Origin of the sequence: Kluyvera sp. Awk 3 (assembly GCF_028069715.1) — a bacterium.
In the GTDB taxonomy this organism is placed as follows: domain Bacteria; phylum Pseudomonadota; class Gammaproteobacteria; order Enterobacterales; family Enterobacteriaceae; genus Kluyvera; species Kluyvera georgiana_A.
The window spans coordinates 23,255-37,356 of sequence record NZ_JANEWH010000039.1 but is presented as its reverse complement, the minus strand read 5'-3'; the positions used below and the strand labels follow the sequence as shown (position 1 = coordinate 37,356).

Below are 14,102 nucleotides of genomic sequence, written 5' to 3'. Positions count from 1 at the left end.
GGTTTAAAGTGTGTGTCGTGGATTATATTTCTATAATAAATGGGAGCGCGATTTGCGCTCCCTTGAAGGTATTTTTAGTTATCTGGCCGTGTTTTATCCAATCCCTACCGATTGCAGCACCACCAGGCTCATTCCCATCACCGACATGCCGCACAGCACGCCGTAGCTGGGATTATTGTTAGGATCTATCTCTTTCGCCAGCGGCATCAACTCATCGACGGAAAGGGCGACCATGATGCCGGCGACCGCCGCCATAATTGCCGCCATAACTACCGGCGACACCATACTGCCAAGAATCGCCCAGGCCAGCACGCCGCCGAGAATTTCGGCCATACCGGAAATGCCCGCCCAGAACACCGCTTTACGCTTTGAACCCGTGGCGGCGTACACCGGCCCGGCGACCGCCAGCCCTTCCGGGATATTGTGCAGCGCCACGGCCAGCGCAATGCCAAAGCCCAGCTCAAGATTATTGCTGGCGGTGACGAAAGTGGCGATCCCTTCCGGGAAGTTATGCAGGCTGATACCCAACGTGAGCAGCACGGCGGTGCGACGAATATTGCGCGGCAGCGGCTGCGTGTTCTTTTGCATCAGATCCTGCGGATGGGCATGCGGCAGCACCCTGTCGAGCGCGAAGTAGCCAAGCAGGCCAACGACAAACATGCCGTAACCGAGCACCGGCGACATGCCTGGGGCATCAAGCGCAGCCGGCAGCATCTCCATCAGGGAGATGAGCAGCATAATCCCGGCGGCGAAGCCGAGGGAAAACGCCAGCACGCGGTTAGAAGGTTTCTGACCAATCACCCCAAGAAAAGCGCCGATGAACGTCGCCGCCCCGGCCAATAATGTCAGAATCAGCGGAACCGACATGGTTTACTCCTTATGATAATGATTATCATTCATTATATTGAAAATCGTTTTCCCTTGCGAGAGCTGAACGCACTCTTTACGTCATCCTTACATTCAAATTTTCTGAAGATCATCATCACGCTTATCTGAGTTTATCCTCACTGAAAACAGGTTAATGTGGTGTTATCAAATCAATGCCTCTGGAAGGATAACACCATGTCTCGTAGCCGAATGCCAGCACTGTTTTTAGGTCACGGTAGCCCCATGAACGTACTGGAAGATAACCTCTATACCCGTACCTGGCAGCACCTGGGCGAGACGCTGCCGCGTCCGAAAGCGATTGTCGTGGTCTCCGCGCACTGGTTTACCCGCGGCACGGGGGTGACAGCGATGGAAACACCGAAGACGATTCATGACTTTGGCGGCTTCCCGCAGGCGCTGTACGATACCCATTACCCGGCGCCAGGTTCCCCTGAACTCGCGCAGCGGTTGGTTGAGCTGCTGTCTCCGGTCCCGGTGGCGCTGGATAAAGAAGCCTGGGGTTTTGACCACGGTTCCTGGGGCGTGCTGATCAAAATGTACCCGAATGCGGATATCCCGATGGTGCAACTGAGTATCGACAGCACCAAACCGGCGGCGTGGCATTTTGAGATGGGCCGTAAGCTGGCCAGCCTGCGCGACGAAGGCATTATGCTGGTGGCGAGCGGTAACGTAGTGCACAACCTGCGCACCGCGAAATGGCACGGTGACTCTACGCCATACCCGTGGGCCAGCTCCTTTAACGATTATGTGAAGGCGAATCTGGACTGGAAAGGGCCGGTGGAGCAGCATCCGTTGGTGAACTACCTGTCGCATGAAGGCGGGTCGCTCTCTAACCCGACGGCGGATCACTTCCTGCCGCTGCTGTACGTGCTGGGCGCATGGGATGGCGAAGAGCCCATCACGATCCCGGTAGACGGTATCGAAATGGGCTCGCTGAGTATGCTGTCGGTAGTGATTGGCTGACGATTACTCGACGAAGATGTGCGGATAGAAGCGTGAAAGATCCTGAGTGATCAGCGCTCTGTCCTCACGAATACCGATTCCGGCTGGCTGATCGTTAATCAGCCAGCTGCCGATCAGCATGTAGCTGTCGCCAAACTTCGGCAGCGGATGGAACTGCTGGACGATCATCCCTTCTTCGCCGTACGGGCCTTCGACCTGCTCGATGGTTTTGCCGTTCTCAACGATCGAAATGTTCGCGCCTTCGCGAGAGAAGATCGGTTTCACCACAAATTTGTCCATCTGCGGATGATCGTCTTCGGCGAAGTAGGCCGGGAGCAGGTTCGGGTGATCCGGGAACATCTCCCACAGTAGCGGCAGCAGCGCTTTGTTAGAGATGATGCTCTTCCACGCCGGCTCCAGCCAGCGCACGCCAGCGTCTTCCAGCTTGGTGGAGAACATCTCGCGCAGCATATACTCCCACGGATAGAGCTTGAACAGATTGCCGATCACCTGATCCTGCAGATCGGTAAACTGGCCTTTCTCACCCAGACCGATATCTTCTATGTAGAGGAATTCGGTTGCGACACCCGCTTCCGCCGCGCAGTCCTGTAGATACTGAACGGTGCCGCGATCTTCTACGGTATCGCGGCAGCAGGTCATGTGCAGCAGCTGGAATCCGTGCTGTTCGCGCAGTTCGTTGAAGCGATCGATCAGCTTTTCCTGCAGGCTGTTGAACTGGTCGCTGCCGGCTGGCAGATTGCCGGCGTTCAGCTGATCTTCCAGCCAGATCCATTGGAAAAATGCCGCTTCATACAGCGAGGTTGGCGTGTCGGCGTTATTCTCCAGCAGCTTCGGCTCACCTTTGCCATCCCACGCCAGGTCCAGGCGCGAATAGAGAGACGGCTGGTTGGTCTGCCAGGACTGGCGGACAAAGCCCCAGGTGTGCTTTGGAATACGGAATTTGGTCATCAGCTCATCGCTGGCGATGACGCGCTCGACCACCTTCAGACACATCTGGTGAATCTCTGCGGTGACGTCTTCCAGTTTTTCCACCTGCGCGAGGGTGAGCTTGTAGTACGCTTCCTCGCTCCAGTACGGCTCACCGTACATGGTGTGGAAGTTAAAACCGTATTCGGTCGCTTTTTCACGCCAGTCCGGGCGTTCAACAATACTGATTCTTTCCATGGCGATCAGCCACCCATTGAGCGGGAGGTGGTGCCGGTGGCGCTACGCTGCATGGTGGACTGTTTCGCCACCGATTCACCGAAGCCGCCGCGGGTAACGGTGCTGGTAGTTGCCGGTTTCGGCGCCATCGCGGTTTTCGGCACGTTCATCGAACGGCCCGGTTGGGCTGCGCCGTAGTTTTTACCGCTGGCGTCGGTGTATTTACCGTAGGCCGGGCTGGACGGGTTCTTCGAGGTGAAGACCGGCTGCTGCTGATAGCCGCCCATGCCGCCGCTCATCATGCGGCCCATCATGTAACCTGCCATCAGCGGCATCCAGAAGCTGCCGCTGCTTTGCGCCTGCGCCTGGTTTTCACCGGTTGGGGCCATGCCCGCCTGGGCAGGTGCCTGCTGGCACTGGCCTTCGCCGAATTCCGCTACGCAGTCTTCACGGCTGGCGTATTTCGGCGCGGTGCGTTCGGCTTCTTTCAGCGCGTTGTTGAACGTTGTTGTACACTCCGCGCTTTTGCCCGGGTTGGCCGCGGAGCAGTCGTCTGCATTCTGATACAGCGTGACGGTTTCGTCGGTTTTCTCACAGCCTGCGAGCATAAAGACGGCGGTAACGGCCAGTGCAACCGGTGTGAGATGGCGCGCGCCCCAGCTTTTACGGAAAGCGGCGTGCTGAATGTTGTTTGTCCGTTTCATTTTATTCTTCCTGGACCCAGTGGAATGGTATTGCAATAGCGCTCAGGATAGTGGATGAGTGGTCGAAAATGAAGCGAAGAAGCGGCGAAAGCGGGGGATCTTTACGTTGCCTTACGTTGGCGCAAAAAAAAGGTCCGCACGGGGCGGACCTTGTTGCCTGCAAACGTCTGCCTTAGCGGAGACGCGCTTTGCTGGTGGCCGGAGAGGTGTAGCCGTCGGCGGTGGCATCCTGCTGCGCATTCTCAGGCGCAATGGTGGCATTGGCGGTCGAAACCGGCTTGCCCAGGGTGTTGTTCAGCGCCAGCAGATCCTGCTCGTTCAGCGTGCCCAGTGCATTTTTGATATTCAACTGGTTGATCAGATAGTTGTAACGCGCGCTGGAGAGCTGTTGCTTCGCGTTGTACAGCGTGGTGGTCGCATCCAGCACGTCAACGATGGTACGGGTACCGACGGAGTAGCCCGCTTCCATGGCGTCTAAAGAGCTCTGCGCAGAAACCACCGCCTGTTTGTAGGCGTTGATGCTGCTGATAGAGGCGTTGACGTTATTGAAGGAAGAACGCACGGTTTGCACCACGGAGCGGTGCGCGCTTTCAAGCTGCTCGCTGGCGCCGACGAAGTTGTACTGCGCCTGTTTCACCTGCGAGTTGACCATCCCGCCCTGATACAGCGGCAGGGAGAAGCTCAGACCCACTTTGTTCTGACCGGCGTCGTTATCGTTGTATTGACCGTTATTGGTTTTGGAACCGCTGTAAGAGGTGTTAGACACCCCGGTAGAGGCGGTTAAATCCAGCGTCGGCAGATGGCCGTCCTGCGCCTGGCGAATTTGCTCACGCGCCAGGTCCTGGCTCAGACGAGCCTGCAACAGGGAGAGGTTGCGGTTTTCCGCTTCTTTCAGCAGAGAGTTCACGGCCTGCGGCTTATCGGTTTTGAAGCTGTCGACGTTCAGTGACGCCAGCTCCGGATAGTAGTTACCGGTGACCTGACGCAGCGCTTCTACCGCGTTGTCGAGGTTGTTACGCGCGGTGACTTCGTTCGCCAGCACGGTATCGTACTGTGAACGGGCGTTCTGCACGTCGGTGATGGCGACCAGGCCCACGTTGAAGCGCTGGGTGGTTTGGTCTAACTGACGGTAAATCGCCTGTTTCTGCGCTTCGGTGTAGGAGAGCGAGTCAATGGCGCTCAGCACGTTGAAGTACGCGGTTGCGGTATTCAGGATCAGCGTCTGTTGATCGGTCTGATAGGTCACATCCTGGATGCCCGCCGCTTTTTCTTGCAGGCTCAGCGCACGCCATTTGGACATATCAAACAGCGTCTGCGTCAACTGCAGCGAGCCGCTGGTGACGTTGGAGTTCACGCCGTTGCTGTCGCGGAAGCCGTTGGTGTAGGTATAATCGGCACCCAGACCTAACTGCGGTAACAGTGGGCTACGCGCTTCGTTGATCTTTTCGAATGCCGCATCACGATCTGCTGCAGATTTACGGAGATCCGGGTTACTGGTACGTGCCTGCTGATAGACCTGTAACAGGTTCTCTGCCTGGCTCATTGTACTGAAGCCCGTCAGGCTCAGGCCAATTAAGATAGGGAGCAATTTCTTCATTTGCATTTGCATTCCTTGTTGTGAAGCTTAGCGCTGATCTAATTCACAGAAAAAATATTTGCCGATTGTACCAGAGTCCGCCGTGTTAAAAAGTTGGCGTAACGTGCCATCTGGCGTTAATTTGCACCAATCTACCATAGAGTGAGTGGATCCTAAGACAAACAGAGTTTAAATCCACAATTTCAACACAATTACTGCATAGGCCAGTCCATGACTAAATCACGTAACCCGGTGGTCACCCTCGCGAAAAACGATGTAGAAATTATTGCACGAGAAACTGTTTATCGCGGTTTTTTTTCGCTTGATGTGTACCGTTTTCGCCACCGTTTGTTCAATGGGGAGATGAGCGGAGAAGTTCGTCGCGAAATTTTTGAGCGCGGTCACGCCGCAGTCTTGCTACCCTTTGACCCAGTGCGTGACGAAGTGGTGCTGATTGAGCAGGTGCGTATTGCCGCTTATGACACCAGTGAAACCCCTTATCTGCTGGAGATGGTCGCGGGCATGATTGAAGAGGGCGAAACCGTTGAAGACGTCGCCCGGCGCGAATCGCTGGAGGAAGCGGGGTTAACCGTTGGTCGTATGAAACCGTGCCTCAGCTATCTGGCCAGCCCCGGCGGCACCAGCGAGCGTCTGAGCATTCTGGTGGGGGAAGTGGATGCGACAACGGCCAAGGGCATCCATGGCCTGGCGGAAGAACACGAAGACATTCGCGTTCATGTGGTAAGCCGGGAGTATGCTTATCAATGTGTGGAAGAGGGAAAAATTGACAACGCAGCGTCTGTCATCGCTTTGCAATGGCTGCAGCTGCATTATCAGGACTTACGAAAAGAGTGGGCAAAATGAAGCGCTATACACCTGACTTCCCTGAAATGATGCGTTTGTGCGAAACCAACTTCGCGCAATTACGCCGCTTACTGCCGCGCATTGATGAAGCCGGCGAAACGGTGAGCTATCAGGTGGCTAATGCGCAATATCGCTTAACGATAGTCGAATCAACTCGTTACACTACGCTTGTGACGATTGAACAAACGCACCCGGCGGTGAGCTACTGGAGCCTGCCGTCGATGACCGTGCGGTTGTATCATGACGCGATGGTGGCTGAAGTGTGTTCAAGTCAGCAGATCTTTCGCTTCAAAGCGCGGTATGATTATCCAAATAAAAAGTTGCATCAACGCGACGAAAAGCATCAAATTAATCAGTTTCTGGCCGACTGGCTTCGATTCTGTTTAGCACATGGAGCGATGGCGATTCCGGTTTGTACATAGAACCGTTCGGGCTGCCTCTGGGGCGCTGCCAGCGACGACGCTGCCTGAAAGGATGATGTGTATGTTTGCATCGTGAAACCTAAGGACACCATTTGGAAAGCCTTTTAAACCTTCCTCTGGCTGGTGGGGCCAGTGTCAGGGTACTGCAAATTACTGATACTCACCTGTTTGCTGAAAAAGATGAAACGCTGTTAGGGGTGAATACCTGGGAAAGCTACCACGCCGTTTTGCAGGCGATACATGCCTCGGCGCGTGAAGTTGACCTGGTGGTAGCGACAGGCGATTTAGCGCAGGATCACTCATCCGCGGCCTATCAGCACTTTGCTGAAGGCATCGCGAGCTTTACTGCGCCTTGCGTTTGGCTTCCGGGAAATCACGATTTTCAGCCGTCCATGTACAGCACATTACAGGACGCAGGCATCTCTCCGGCCAAGCGCGTGCTGGTTGGCGAACACTGGCAGATCCTGCTGCTCGACAGTCAGGTTTTCGGCGTGCCGCACGGCGAACTGAGCGACTTTCAGCTTGAGTGGTTAGAGAAACGGCTGGCGGAAATGCCGGAACGACATACCTTGCTGCTGCTGCACCATCATCCTCTGCCAGCGGGTTGTAGCTGGCTCGATCAGCACAGTCTGCGCAACGCCGGTGCCCTGGATAACGTGCTGATGCACTATCCGCGCGTGAAGCATCTACTGTGCGGCCATATTCACCAGGAATTGGACGTCGAGTGGAACGGGCGCCGTATTATGGCGACGCCGTCAACCTGCGTGCAGTTTAAGCCGCACTGCGCCAACTTTACGCTGGATACCGTTTCGCCTGGCTGGCGTTGGCTGGAGCTGCATGCCGATGGTTCGTTAACCACCGAAGTCTGCCGCCTTGCCGGGTCAAAATTCCATCCTGATACCGCATCTGAAGGCTATTAATGTCGACGCTTCTTTATCTGCATGGCTTTAACAGCTCTCCGTGTTCGGCCAAGGCCACGGCGCTTAAGCAGTGGCTGGCGGAGCACTATCCTGATGTGAAAATGCTGATCCCGCAGTTGCCCGTCTATCCGGCGGAAGCGGCGGAAATGCTCGAAGCGTTAGTGCTCAAGCACGGCGGTGAGCCGCTCGGGATCGTCGGATCGTCGTTGGGCGGCTATTACGCCACCTGGCTGTCGCAGTGTTTCATGTTGCCTGCGGTGGTGGTAAACCCGGCGATACGGCCGTTTGAGCTGCTGGTGAATTTCCTCGGACCGAACGAGAATCCCTACACCGGGCAGCAATATGTGCTAGAGTCACGCCATATTTACGATCTCAAAGTGATGCAAATTGACCCGCTTGAGGCACCGGATCTCATCTGGTTGCTTCAACAGACCGGCGATGAAGTGCTTGATTACCGCCAGGCCGTGGACTATTTCGCCTCCTGCCGACAAACGGTAGAGGAGGGCGGTAATCACGCATTTACCGGCTTTGAAGATCACTTCACACAGATTATCGATTTCCTGGGGTTGCATTAAGCAGCGCCAACTACCTACGAATAGATCATGACGCAATCTTCTTATAACGCTGATGCCATTGAGGTACTCACCGGGCTTGAGCCGGTTCGCCGCCGTCCGGGAATGTACACAGATACCACTCGCCCTAACCACCTTGGTCAGGAAGTGATTGATAACAGCGTGGATGAAGCGCTGGCCGGGCACGCGAAGCGTGTCGAAGTCATCCTCCATGCCGATCAGTCGCTGGAAGTTATCGATGACGGCCGCGGCATGCCCGTCGATATCCATCCGGAAGAGGGCGTACCGGCGGTTGAGCTGATCCTGTGCCGTCTGCACGCGGGCGGTAAGTTCTCCAACAAAAACTACCAGTTCTCCGGCGGCCTGCACGGCGTGGGGATTTCGGTGGTGAACGCCTTATCCAAACGCGTTGAAGTTAACGTTCGTCGCGACGGCCAAATCTACAGCATCGCGTTTGAGAACGGCGAAAAAGTCGAAGATTTACACGTTTCCGGTACCTGCGGGAAGCGCAATACCGGCACCAGCGTGCACTTCTGGCCGGACGAAAGCTTCTTCGACAGCCCGCGTTTTTCCGTATCCCGCTTAAGCCACCTGCTGAAAGCGAAAGCGGTGCTTTGCCCGGGCGTTGAAATCGTCTTTAAAGACAAAGTCAACGATACCGAACAGACCTGGTGCTACGCTGACGGTCTGAACGACTATCTCAGTGAAGCGGTGAACGGCCTGCCGCTGCTGCCGGAAAAGCCGTTTGTCGGCAACTTCTCCGGCGACACCGAAGCGGTGGACTGGGCGCTATTGTGGCTGCCGGAAGGCGGCGAACTGCTGACCGAAAGCTACGTCAACCTGATCCCGACCATGCAGGGTGGTACGCACGTTAACGGTCTGCGTCAGGGCCTGCTCGACGCGATGCGCGAGTTCTGCGAATACCGCAACATCCTGCCGCGCGGCGTGAAGCTGTCGGCGGAAGATATCTGGGATCGCTGCGCCTACGTGCTGTCGGTGAAGATGCAGGATCCGCAGTTTGCCGGGCAGACTAAAGAGCGTCTCTCTTCCCGTCAGTGCGCGGCCTTTGTCTCCGGCGTGGTGAAAGACGCCTTTAGCCTGTGGCTGAACCAGAACGTGCAGGCGGCCGAGCTGCTGGCCGAAATGGCGATTTCCAGCGCTCAGCGTCGTCTGCGCGCGGCGAAAAAAGTGGTGCGTAAAAAACTCACCAGCGGACCGGCGCTGCCGGGCAAACTGGCCGACTGCACCGCGCAAGATCTCGCTCGCACCGAGCTGTTCCTTGTGGAAGGCGACTCGGCGGGCGGCTCCGCCAAACAGGCGCGCGATCGTGAATATCAGGCGATCATGCCGCTCAAAGGTAAGATCCTTAACACCTGGGAAGTCTCGTCTGACGAAGTGCTGGCCTCACAGGAAGTGCACGATATTTCCGTGGCGATCGGCATCGATCCGGACAGTTCGGATCTTAGCCAGTTGCGCTACGGCAAAATCTGTATCCTTGCGGATGCCGACTCCGATGGTCTGCACATCGCCACGCTGCTGTGCGCGCTGTTTGTGAAGCACTTCCGCGCGCTGGTGAAAGAAGGTCACGTCTACGTGGCGCTGCCGCCTCTGTATCGTATCGATCTGGGCAAAGAGGTTTACTACGCTCTGACCGAAGAAGAAAAAGCAGGCGTGCTGGAACAGCTCAAGCGTAAGAAAGGCAAACCGAACGTGCAGCGTTTTAAAGGTCTGGGTGAAATGAACCCGATGCAGCTGCGCGAAACCACGCTTGATCCGAACACTCGCCGCCTGGTGCAGCTTGTCATCAACGATGAAGATGAACAGCAGACCGATGCCACCATGGACATGCTGCTGGCCAAGAAGCGCTCGGAAGATCGCCGCAACTGGCTGCAGGAAAAAGGCGATATGGCCGATATCGAAGCCTGATTTCCAATCTCATATTGAGCCTAAAAAGGAGACGCATGCGTCTCCTTTTTTATTGCCCGCGGGCCGGCTCAATCGCCAACCTCCGATGCTAATGAATCGATTCATTTCTAATTTCTGCGCTTTATGAAATGCCATTTTAAAATTTGGTATGACAGGTCACACTTTAGTTGTATGACTTCTACCATATTCTTCCGCTGGACATAAAACATACTTTTGAACATGGACGTCAATCTATGCAGCCAAGTGATTCGCATAGTGAATTTTATCTTTCCTTACAAGAGAATCGTCTATGTTAAGAAGAAAACTGGTTTTAAGCGTTTTATCTTTCTCGTTACTGATGGGGTCTGCGGCAGCGATGGCGAAAACGGTGTTCATCGCTTCAGATGTGCATCCCGCTGATTATCCGACGACTGCTGCGGTGATTCATATGGGGGAGAAGCTCAGTCAACAAACCGACGGGCGTCTCTCCATCAGGATGTTCCCAAGCGGGCAGATGGGAGATGAAAGCACCACGCTGGAAAAGACCCGCGCCGGGGCGATTGATATTCTGCGCGTTTCTATGGCGCCGGTTGGCGGCATCCTGCCGCAGGTGAGCGTCTTCAACATGCCGTTTGTGTTCCGCGATACCGATCATCAGCACAAAGTGCTGGATGGCGACGTGGGCAGCAAACTGGCGAAAGAGATCTCCGACAGCAATCTTGGGCTGGTTTTCCTTGGCTGGATGGACGCGGGCTCGCGCAGCTTGATCACCAAAAAACCGATCACCACCCTCGACGATCTGAAAGGCGTGAAGATCCGTCTGCAAAACAACCCGATTGGTCTCGATACTTTTAAAGCGCTGGGCGCTAACCCGATCGTTCTGCCGGTTGGCGATGTCTTCGCTAGCCTGCAAACCGGGGTGATTGACGCAGCAGAAAACAACGAGCCGACCTTTGATACCGAAAACTATGTGGTGGCCGGCACCAAATATTTTGACCTCACCGAACACTTTATGATCCCGGAAGTGCTCGCCTTCTCGAAGCGTAAATGGAGCAAACTGTCGGCGGAAGATCAGGCGCTGATCATGAAGCTGGCAAAAGAAGCGCAGGCAGAAGAACGCGTGCTATGGGCTGAATACGTCGAGAAATCCAAACAGCGTCTGCAAAGCCAGGGCGTGAAATTCCTGCCGGTGGATAAAAAACCCTTTGTCGATGCCACTGCGCCGGTTCGCGAAAAATATGGCAAGCAGTTCAGCGACTTAATGCAAGAAATTCAGGACACCAAATAATCCCCGTGGCGGCAGGACGGCGCGTGCTGTCCTGCCCGTTTTGATCTGGAGATAACAATGAAAAATATCTATGTCCTGGTCATGGATGGCGTGTATCGGATCTGTATCTGGCTGTCAGGGATCAGCCTGTTATTTATGACGTTTATTTATCTGGTGGGGATTTACGCCCGTTTTCGTCCTGATTTTCCGGCATGGCTCGATTTTCTCCCGCATGCCTCAACCAGTTGGCCGGAACCGTTATCGCAGATTTGCATGATCACCTTCTCCTTCGTGGGGGCGGCCGCGGCCTATCGGGCCGGCAGCCACATCGCGATTACCATGCTGGTGGATCACATTAACCCGGCGATGAAAAAAGCGCTGGCGGTGTTCGTCGATCTGGCGATGCTGGCCACCTGCCTGTTTATCATTCACTGGGGGATTATCGGTTGTATGGATGCCTGGGAGGACGTGGTGCCATCGCTGCCGTTCCTGACCTCGGGGATCACCCATTTGCCAATTCCGCTGGGTTCGTTCTTCACGCTGCTGTTCGTGGTTGAAAAACTGCTGTGCGGCCCGCAAACGCATCGCGAACTGGTGCAGTTTGGCTCGCCGAAAGTCGGTCACTAAGGGGCACAAGCAATGGACTTAACGCTGATTATATTTGTCGTGACCTTCGTGGTGTTGATGGCCGTGGGGATGCCGGTGGCCTACGCCGTGGGGTTGACCGCCGTGGTGGTGACCGCCTTCGCGGACTTCTCGCTCGATGGGCTGGTTATCACCATTTTCCACAGTACCGATAACGTCAACCTGTTGACCATTCCCTTCTTTGTGTTCGCGGGGGCGATCATGGCAGAAGGGGGGATGGCGCGACGGCTGGTGGATTTTGCCGGGCTGTTCGTCGGCTGGATCCGCGGAGGGCTGTCGCTGGTTAACATTCTGGCCTCCACGCTGTTTGGCGCGATTTCGGGATCGTCGGTGGCGGATACCGCCTCGATCGGATCGGTGCTGATCCCGGAAATGGAGCGTAAAGGCTACCCGCGTTCCTTCGGCGCGGTGCTGACCGCCAGCGCCTCGGTGCAGGCGATCCTGGTGCCGCCGAGCCATAACTCGGTGCTGTTTGCTATCGTGGCGAACACCGCGGCGGTGACCATTCCGGCGATGTTCCTCGCCGGGATCATTCCGACCTTGGTGCTGTGCGTGACGCTTATCGTTATGTGTTTAATTGCGGCACGTAAAAACAACTATCCGAAAGAAGCGCGCGTTGAGCTGAAGCGCAAGATCAAGATTGCCTCCGACGCCATCTGGGGACTCGTGACCATTGTGATCATCTCCGGCGGCATCCTCTCGGGCTTCTTTACGCCAACGGAATCGGGGGCAATTGCCTGTATCTGGGCGATGTTTGTCACCTTCTTTGTCTACCGCGAATATAAGCTGAAGGATTTCCCGAAGCTTATCCACCGCACGATCAAAACCGTCACCATGGTGATGGTGCTGATCGCTTTTGCCGCCGCTTTTGGCTCGGTTATGACGCTGGTAGGGCTGCCGCAGGAGATCTCCGCCGCATTGTTGTCGCTGTCAGATAACAAGTACGTCATCCTGTTAATCATCAACATCATGCTGCTGCTGTTGGGCTGTCTGATGGACATGGCGCCGCTGATTCTGATTCTGACGCCGATCCTGCTGCCGGTGGTGGTAGAGCTGGGGATCGATCCGGTGCACTTCGGCATTATTATGATGATGAACTTAGGCATTGGGCTGATCACGCCGCCGGTAGGTTCGGTACTGTTCGTGGCCAGCGCCGTCAGCGGGCAGAAGATTGAAACCGTCGTAAAAGCGATGATTCCGTTCTACTGCGTGCTGTTCCTGGTGCTGATTGCCATTACCTATATCCCGATTCTGTCACTGTGGCTCCCGGGGCGCTTCCACTAACCCGCTGGCGCGATACGTGATTTTTTCGGTACTGCAAGGGGGTCTCACCGATCCCCTTTTTAAATGAGCTAATAAAGTAGGTCACTTCGGCAAACCCCACCTGCCCGGCAATCTCGCTCACCGGCAGCGCGCTGTGCAGCAGCAGCTCGCAGGCGCGGCGCAGGCGTAACGTATTGAGGTAGTCGTGAATATGCTCCCCGGTCTCGGCGTGAAAGCGACGTGACAGATAGCTGCGCGATTTGCCCAGTTCCGCTGCCAGGGCATCAAGGCTGAATTTCTTCTGATAGTTCTCTTCAATCCAGAACATGACCGGGCTGGCAATACCGCTTGAGGTGTCGGTCATTTTTTCCTGCACCGGCGGCAGCATATTGAATAATGTCATTAACATACAGGCTATCTGTTCACTGCTCAGCGCGGAGAGGCTGGCGGCGCGCGCGTAAAGCCCGAACAGATGATCGATATGGGGATGCATCTCGGCTAAATCGGCGACAAATGCCGGGCGGCCCCGTGTGGAAAGCATCTGCAAACGGCGGTGATTATCGGGAAAATGACGGAGAAGTTTGGCAATCGCGTGCTGATCGACGTGAATAATGGTACGGCGATAGCTGTCCTGCGCTTTCTCATCCACCATGATTTTATGCAACGTAAATGGCGGGAAGAAAAACAGTCGCCCGGGACGCATGGTGTACTGGCGATTGTCGACGATCACCACGCCAAAACCCTCTTCAACGTAGAGAATTTCCAGACACTGGTGCCAGTGATGGTAGCGCACGGTGTTGGCAAAAAGACGGCTGAATGACGCGACGGCGTCATTCAGCGTGATCAGCTCCAGATGTTCGGCATTCCAGGACGAAGTCATGTGCAATATATTTAAACTTTTACCGGTTTAATCTTACTACTAAACCACTGTTTTAAATTTTATCAAGCACCGGTTCACACAATACTATCA

At 55.3% G+C, this 14,102-nt stretch carries 14 protein-coding genes; 9 read left to right on the top strand and 5 right to left on the bottom strand.

The genetic code is table 11. The annotated features are described in order from the left end of the window. Positions 1-93: 93 nt before the first annotated feature. Positions 94-867, bottom strand: coding sequence for a zinc transporter ZupT (gene zupT, locus NNN71_RS10520; RefSeq protein ID WP_271458439.1), 774 nt, complete (start codon positions 865-867; stop codon positions 94-96). 195 nt (positions 868-1,062) lie between these two features. Between zupT and ygiD the strand changes: the two genes are divergently transcribed. Then, positions 1,063-1,851, top strand: a complete 789-nt coding sequence (gene ygiD, locus NNN71_RS10515; RefSeq protein ID WP_271458438.1) for a 4,5-DOPA dioxygenase extradiol — start codon at positions 1,063-1,065, stop codon at positions 1,849-1,851. A 3-nt stretch (positions 1,852-1,854) separates the two neighbouring features. Here ygiD and NNN71_RS10510 read toward each other — a convergent pair whose 3' ends face one another. The 3 genes from NNN71_RS10510 to tolC all read right to left on the bottom strand — a co-directional run bounded on the left by NNN71_RS10510 (position 1,855) and on the right by tolC (position 5,295). After that, positions 1,855-3,015, bottom strand: coding sequence for a glutathionylspermidine synthase family protein (locus NNN71_RS10510; RefSeq protein ID WP_163447876.1), 1,161 nt, complete (start codon positions 3,013-3,015; stop codon positions 1,855-1,857). A gap of 5 nt (positions 3,016-3,020) precedes the next feature. Next, on the bottom strand, positions 3,021-3,698 hold the full coding sequence (locus NNN71_RS10505; RefSeq protein ID WP_064542307.1) for a DUF1190 family protein: 678 nt from the start codon (positions 3,696-3,698) through the stop codon (positions 3,021-3,023). 172 nt (positions 3,699-3,870) lie between these two features. Further along, the gene (tolC, locus tag NNN71_RS10500) at positions 3,871-5,295 is read right to left on the bottom strand and encodes an outer membrane channel protein TolC (protein ID WP_163447877.1); all 1,425 of its coding nucleotides are present in this window, start codon (positions 5,293-5,295) and stop codon (positions 3,871-3,873) included. Between the two features lie 210 nt (positions 5,296-5,505). Here tolC and nudF point away from each other — a divergent pair, with 210 nt between their 5' ends. The 8 genes from nudF (at position 5,506) to NNN71_RS10460 (ending at position 13,153) form a co-directional block, all read left to right on the top strand. Beyond that, positions 5,506-6,138, top strand: coding sequence for an ADP-ribose diphosphatase (gene nudF / locus NNN71_RS10495; RefSeq protein ID WP_065356069.1), 633 nt, complete (start codon positions 5,506-5,508; stop codon positions 6,136-6,138). Further along, a complete protein-coding gene (locus NNN71_RS10490) occupies positions 6,135-6,560 on the top strand; it encodes a DUF1249 family protein (protein ID WP_064542314.1) in 426 nt (141 codons plus the stop codon). The genes nudF and NNN71_RS10490 overlap by 4 nt, the downstream gene beginning before the upstream one ends. A 92-nt stretch (positions 6,561-6,652) precedes the next feature. Further along, complete coding sequence (cpdA, locus tag NNN71_RS10485; protein WP_271458437.1) at positions 6,653-7,480, top strand: 3',5'-cyclic-AMP phosphodiesterase; 828 nt, start codon at positions 6,653-6,655, stop codon at positions 7,478-7,480. Beyond that, the gene (yqiA, locus tag NNN71_RS10480; protein ID WP_064542320.1) at positions 7,480-8,055 is read left to right on the top strand and encodes an esterase YqiA; all 576 of its coding nucleotides are present in this window, start codon (positions 7,480-7,482) and stop codon (positions 8,053-8,055) included. The genes cpdA and yqiA overlap by 1 nt, the downstream gene beginning before the upstream one ends. 27 nt (positions 8,056-8,082) lie before the next feature. Further along, entirely contained in the window at positions 8,083-9,978 is a 1,896-nt protein-coding gene (gene parE, locus NNN71_RS10475) for a DNA topoisomerase IV subunit B (protein ID WP_163447879.1), read from the top strand. A 289-nt stretch (positions 9,979-10,267) separates the two neighbouring features. Next, positions 10,268-11,245 (top strand): TRAP transporter substrate-binding protein, encoded by a 978-nt coding sequence (locus NNN71_RS10470; protein WP_163447880.1) that lies wholly within the window; start codon positions 10,268-10,270, stop codon positions 11,243-11,245. 57 nt (positions 11,246-11,302) lie between these two features. After that, positions 11,303-11,851, top strand: a complete 549-nt coding sequence (locus NNN71_RS10465) for a TRAP transporter small permease (protein ID WP_065356064.1) — start codon at positions 11,303-11,305, stop codon at positions 11,849-11,851. 12 nt (positions 11,852-11,863) lie between these two features. After that, positions 11,864-13,153, top strand: a complete 1,290-nt coding sequence (locus NNN71_RS10460; protein WP_167575000.1) for a TRAP transporter large permease — start codon at positions 11,864-11,866, stop codon at positions 13,151-13,153. On the opposite strand, the gene NNN71_RS10455 is transcribed toward NNN71_RS10460, so the two are convergent. Beyond that, on the bottom strand, positions 13,104-14,012 hold the full coding sequence (locus NNN71_RS10455; RefSeq protein ID WP_271458436.1) for an AraC family transcriptional regulator: 909 nt from the start codon (positions 14,010-14,012) through the stop codon (positions 13,104-13,106). The genes NNN71_RS10460 and NNN71_RS10455 overlap by 50 nt on opposite strands. Between the last annotated feature and the right edge of the window lie 90 nt (positions 14,013-14,102).

What these genes read in the sequence shown, in the direction of transcription:
- zupT (WP_271458439.1), bottom strand. Translation starts at nt 867, where the DNA reads ATGTCGGTTCCGCTGATTCTGACATTATTGGCCGGGGCGGCGACGTTC.
- NNN71_RS10510 (WP_163447876.1), bottom strand. Translation starts at nt 3,015, where the DNA reads ATGGAAAGAATCAGTATTGTTGAACGCCCGGACTGGCGTGAAAAAGCG.
- NNN71_RS10460 (WP_167575000.1), top strand. Translation starts at nt 11,864, where the DNA reads ATGGACTTAACGCTGATTATATTTGTCGTGACCTTCGTGGTGTTGATG.
- ygiD (WP_271458438.1), top strand. Translation starts at nt 1,063, where the DNA reads ATGTCTCGTAGCCGAATGCCAGCACTGTTTTTAGGTCACGGTAGCCCC.
- NNN71_RS10455 (WP_271458436.1), bottom strand. Translation starts at nt 14,012, where the DNA reads ATGACTTCGTCCTGGAATGCCGAACATCTGGAGCTGATCACGCTGAAT.
- yqiA (WP_064542320.1), top strand. Translation starts at nt 7,480, where the DNA reads ATGTCGACGCTTCTTTATCTGCATGGCTTTAACAGCTCTCCGTGTTCG.
- tolC (WP_163447877.1), bottom strand. Translation starts at nt 5,295, where the DNA reads ATGAAGAAATTGCTCCCTATCTTAATTGGCCTGAGCCTGACGGGCTTC.
- parE (WP_163447879.1), top strand. Translation starts at nt 8,083, where the DNA reads ATGACGCAATCTTCTTATAACGCTGATGCCATTGAGGTACTCACCGGG.
- NNN71_RS10470 (WP_163447880.1), top strand. Translation starts at nt 10,268, where the DNA reads ATGTTAAGAAGAAAACTGGTTTTAAGCGTTTTATCTTTCTCGTTACTG.
- NNN71_RS10465 (WP_065356064.1), top strand. Translation starts at nt 11,303, where the DNA reads ATGAAAAATATCTATGTCCTGGTCATGGATGGCGTGTATCGGATCTGT.
- NNN71_RS10505 (WP_064542307.1), bottom strand. Translation starts at nt 3,698, where the DNA reads ATGAAACGGACAAACAACATTCAGCACGCCGCTTTCCGTAAAAGCTGG.
- nudF (WP_065356069.1), top strand. Translation starts at nt 5,506, where the DNA reads ATGACTAAATCACGTAACCCGGTGGTCACCCTCGCGAAAAACGATGTA.
- NNN71_RS10490 (WP_064542314.1), top strand. Translation starts at nt 6,135, where the DNA reads ATGAAGCGCTATACACCTGACTTCCCTGAAATGATGCGTTTGTGCGAA.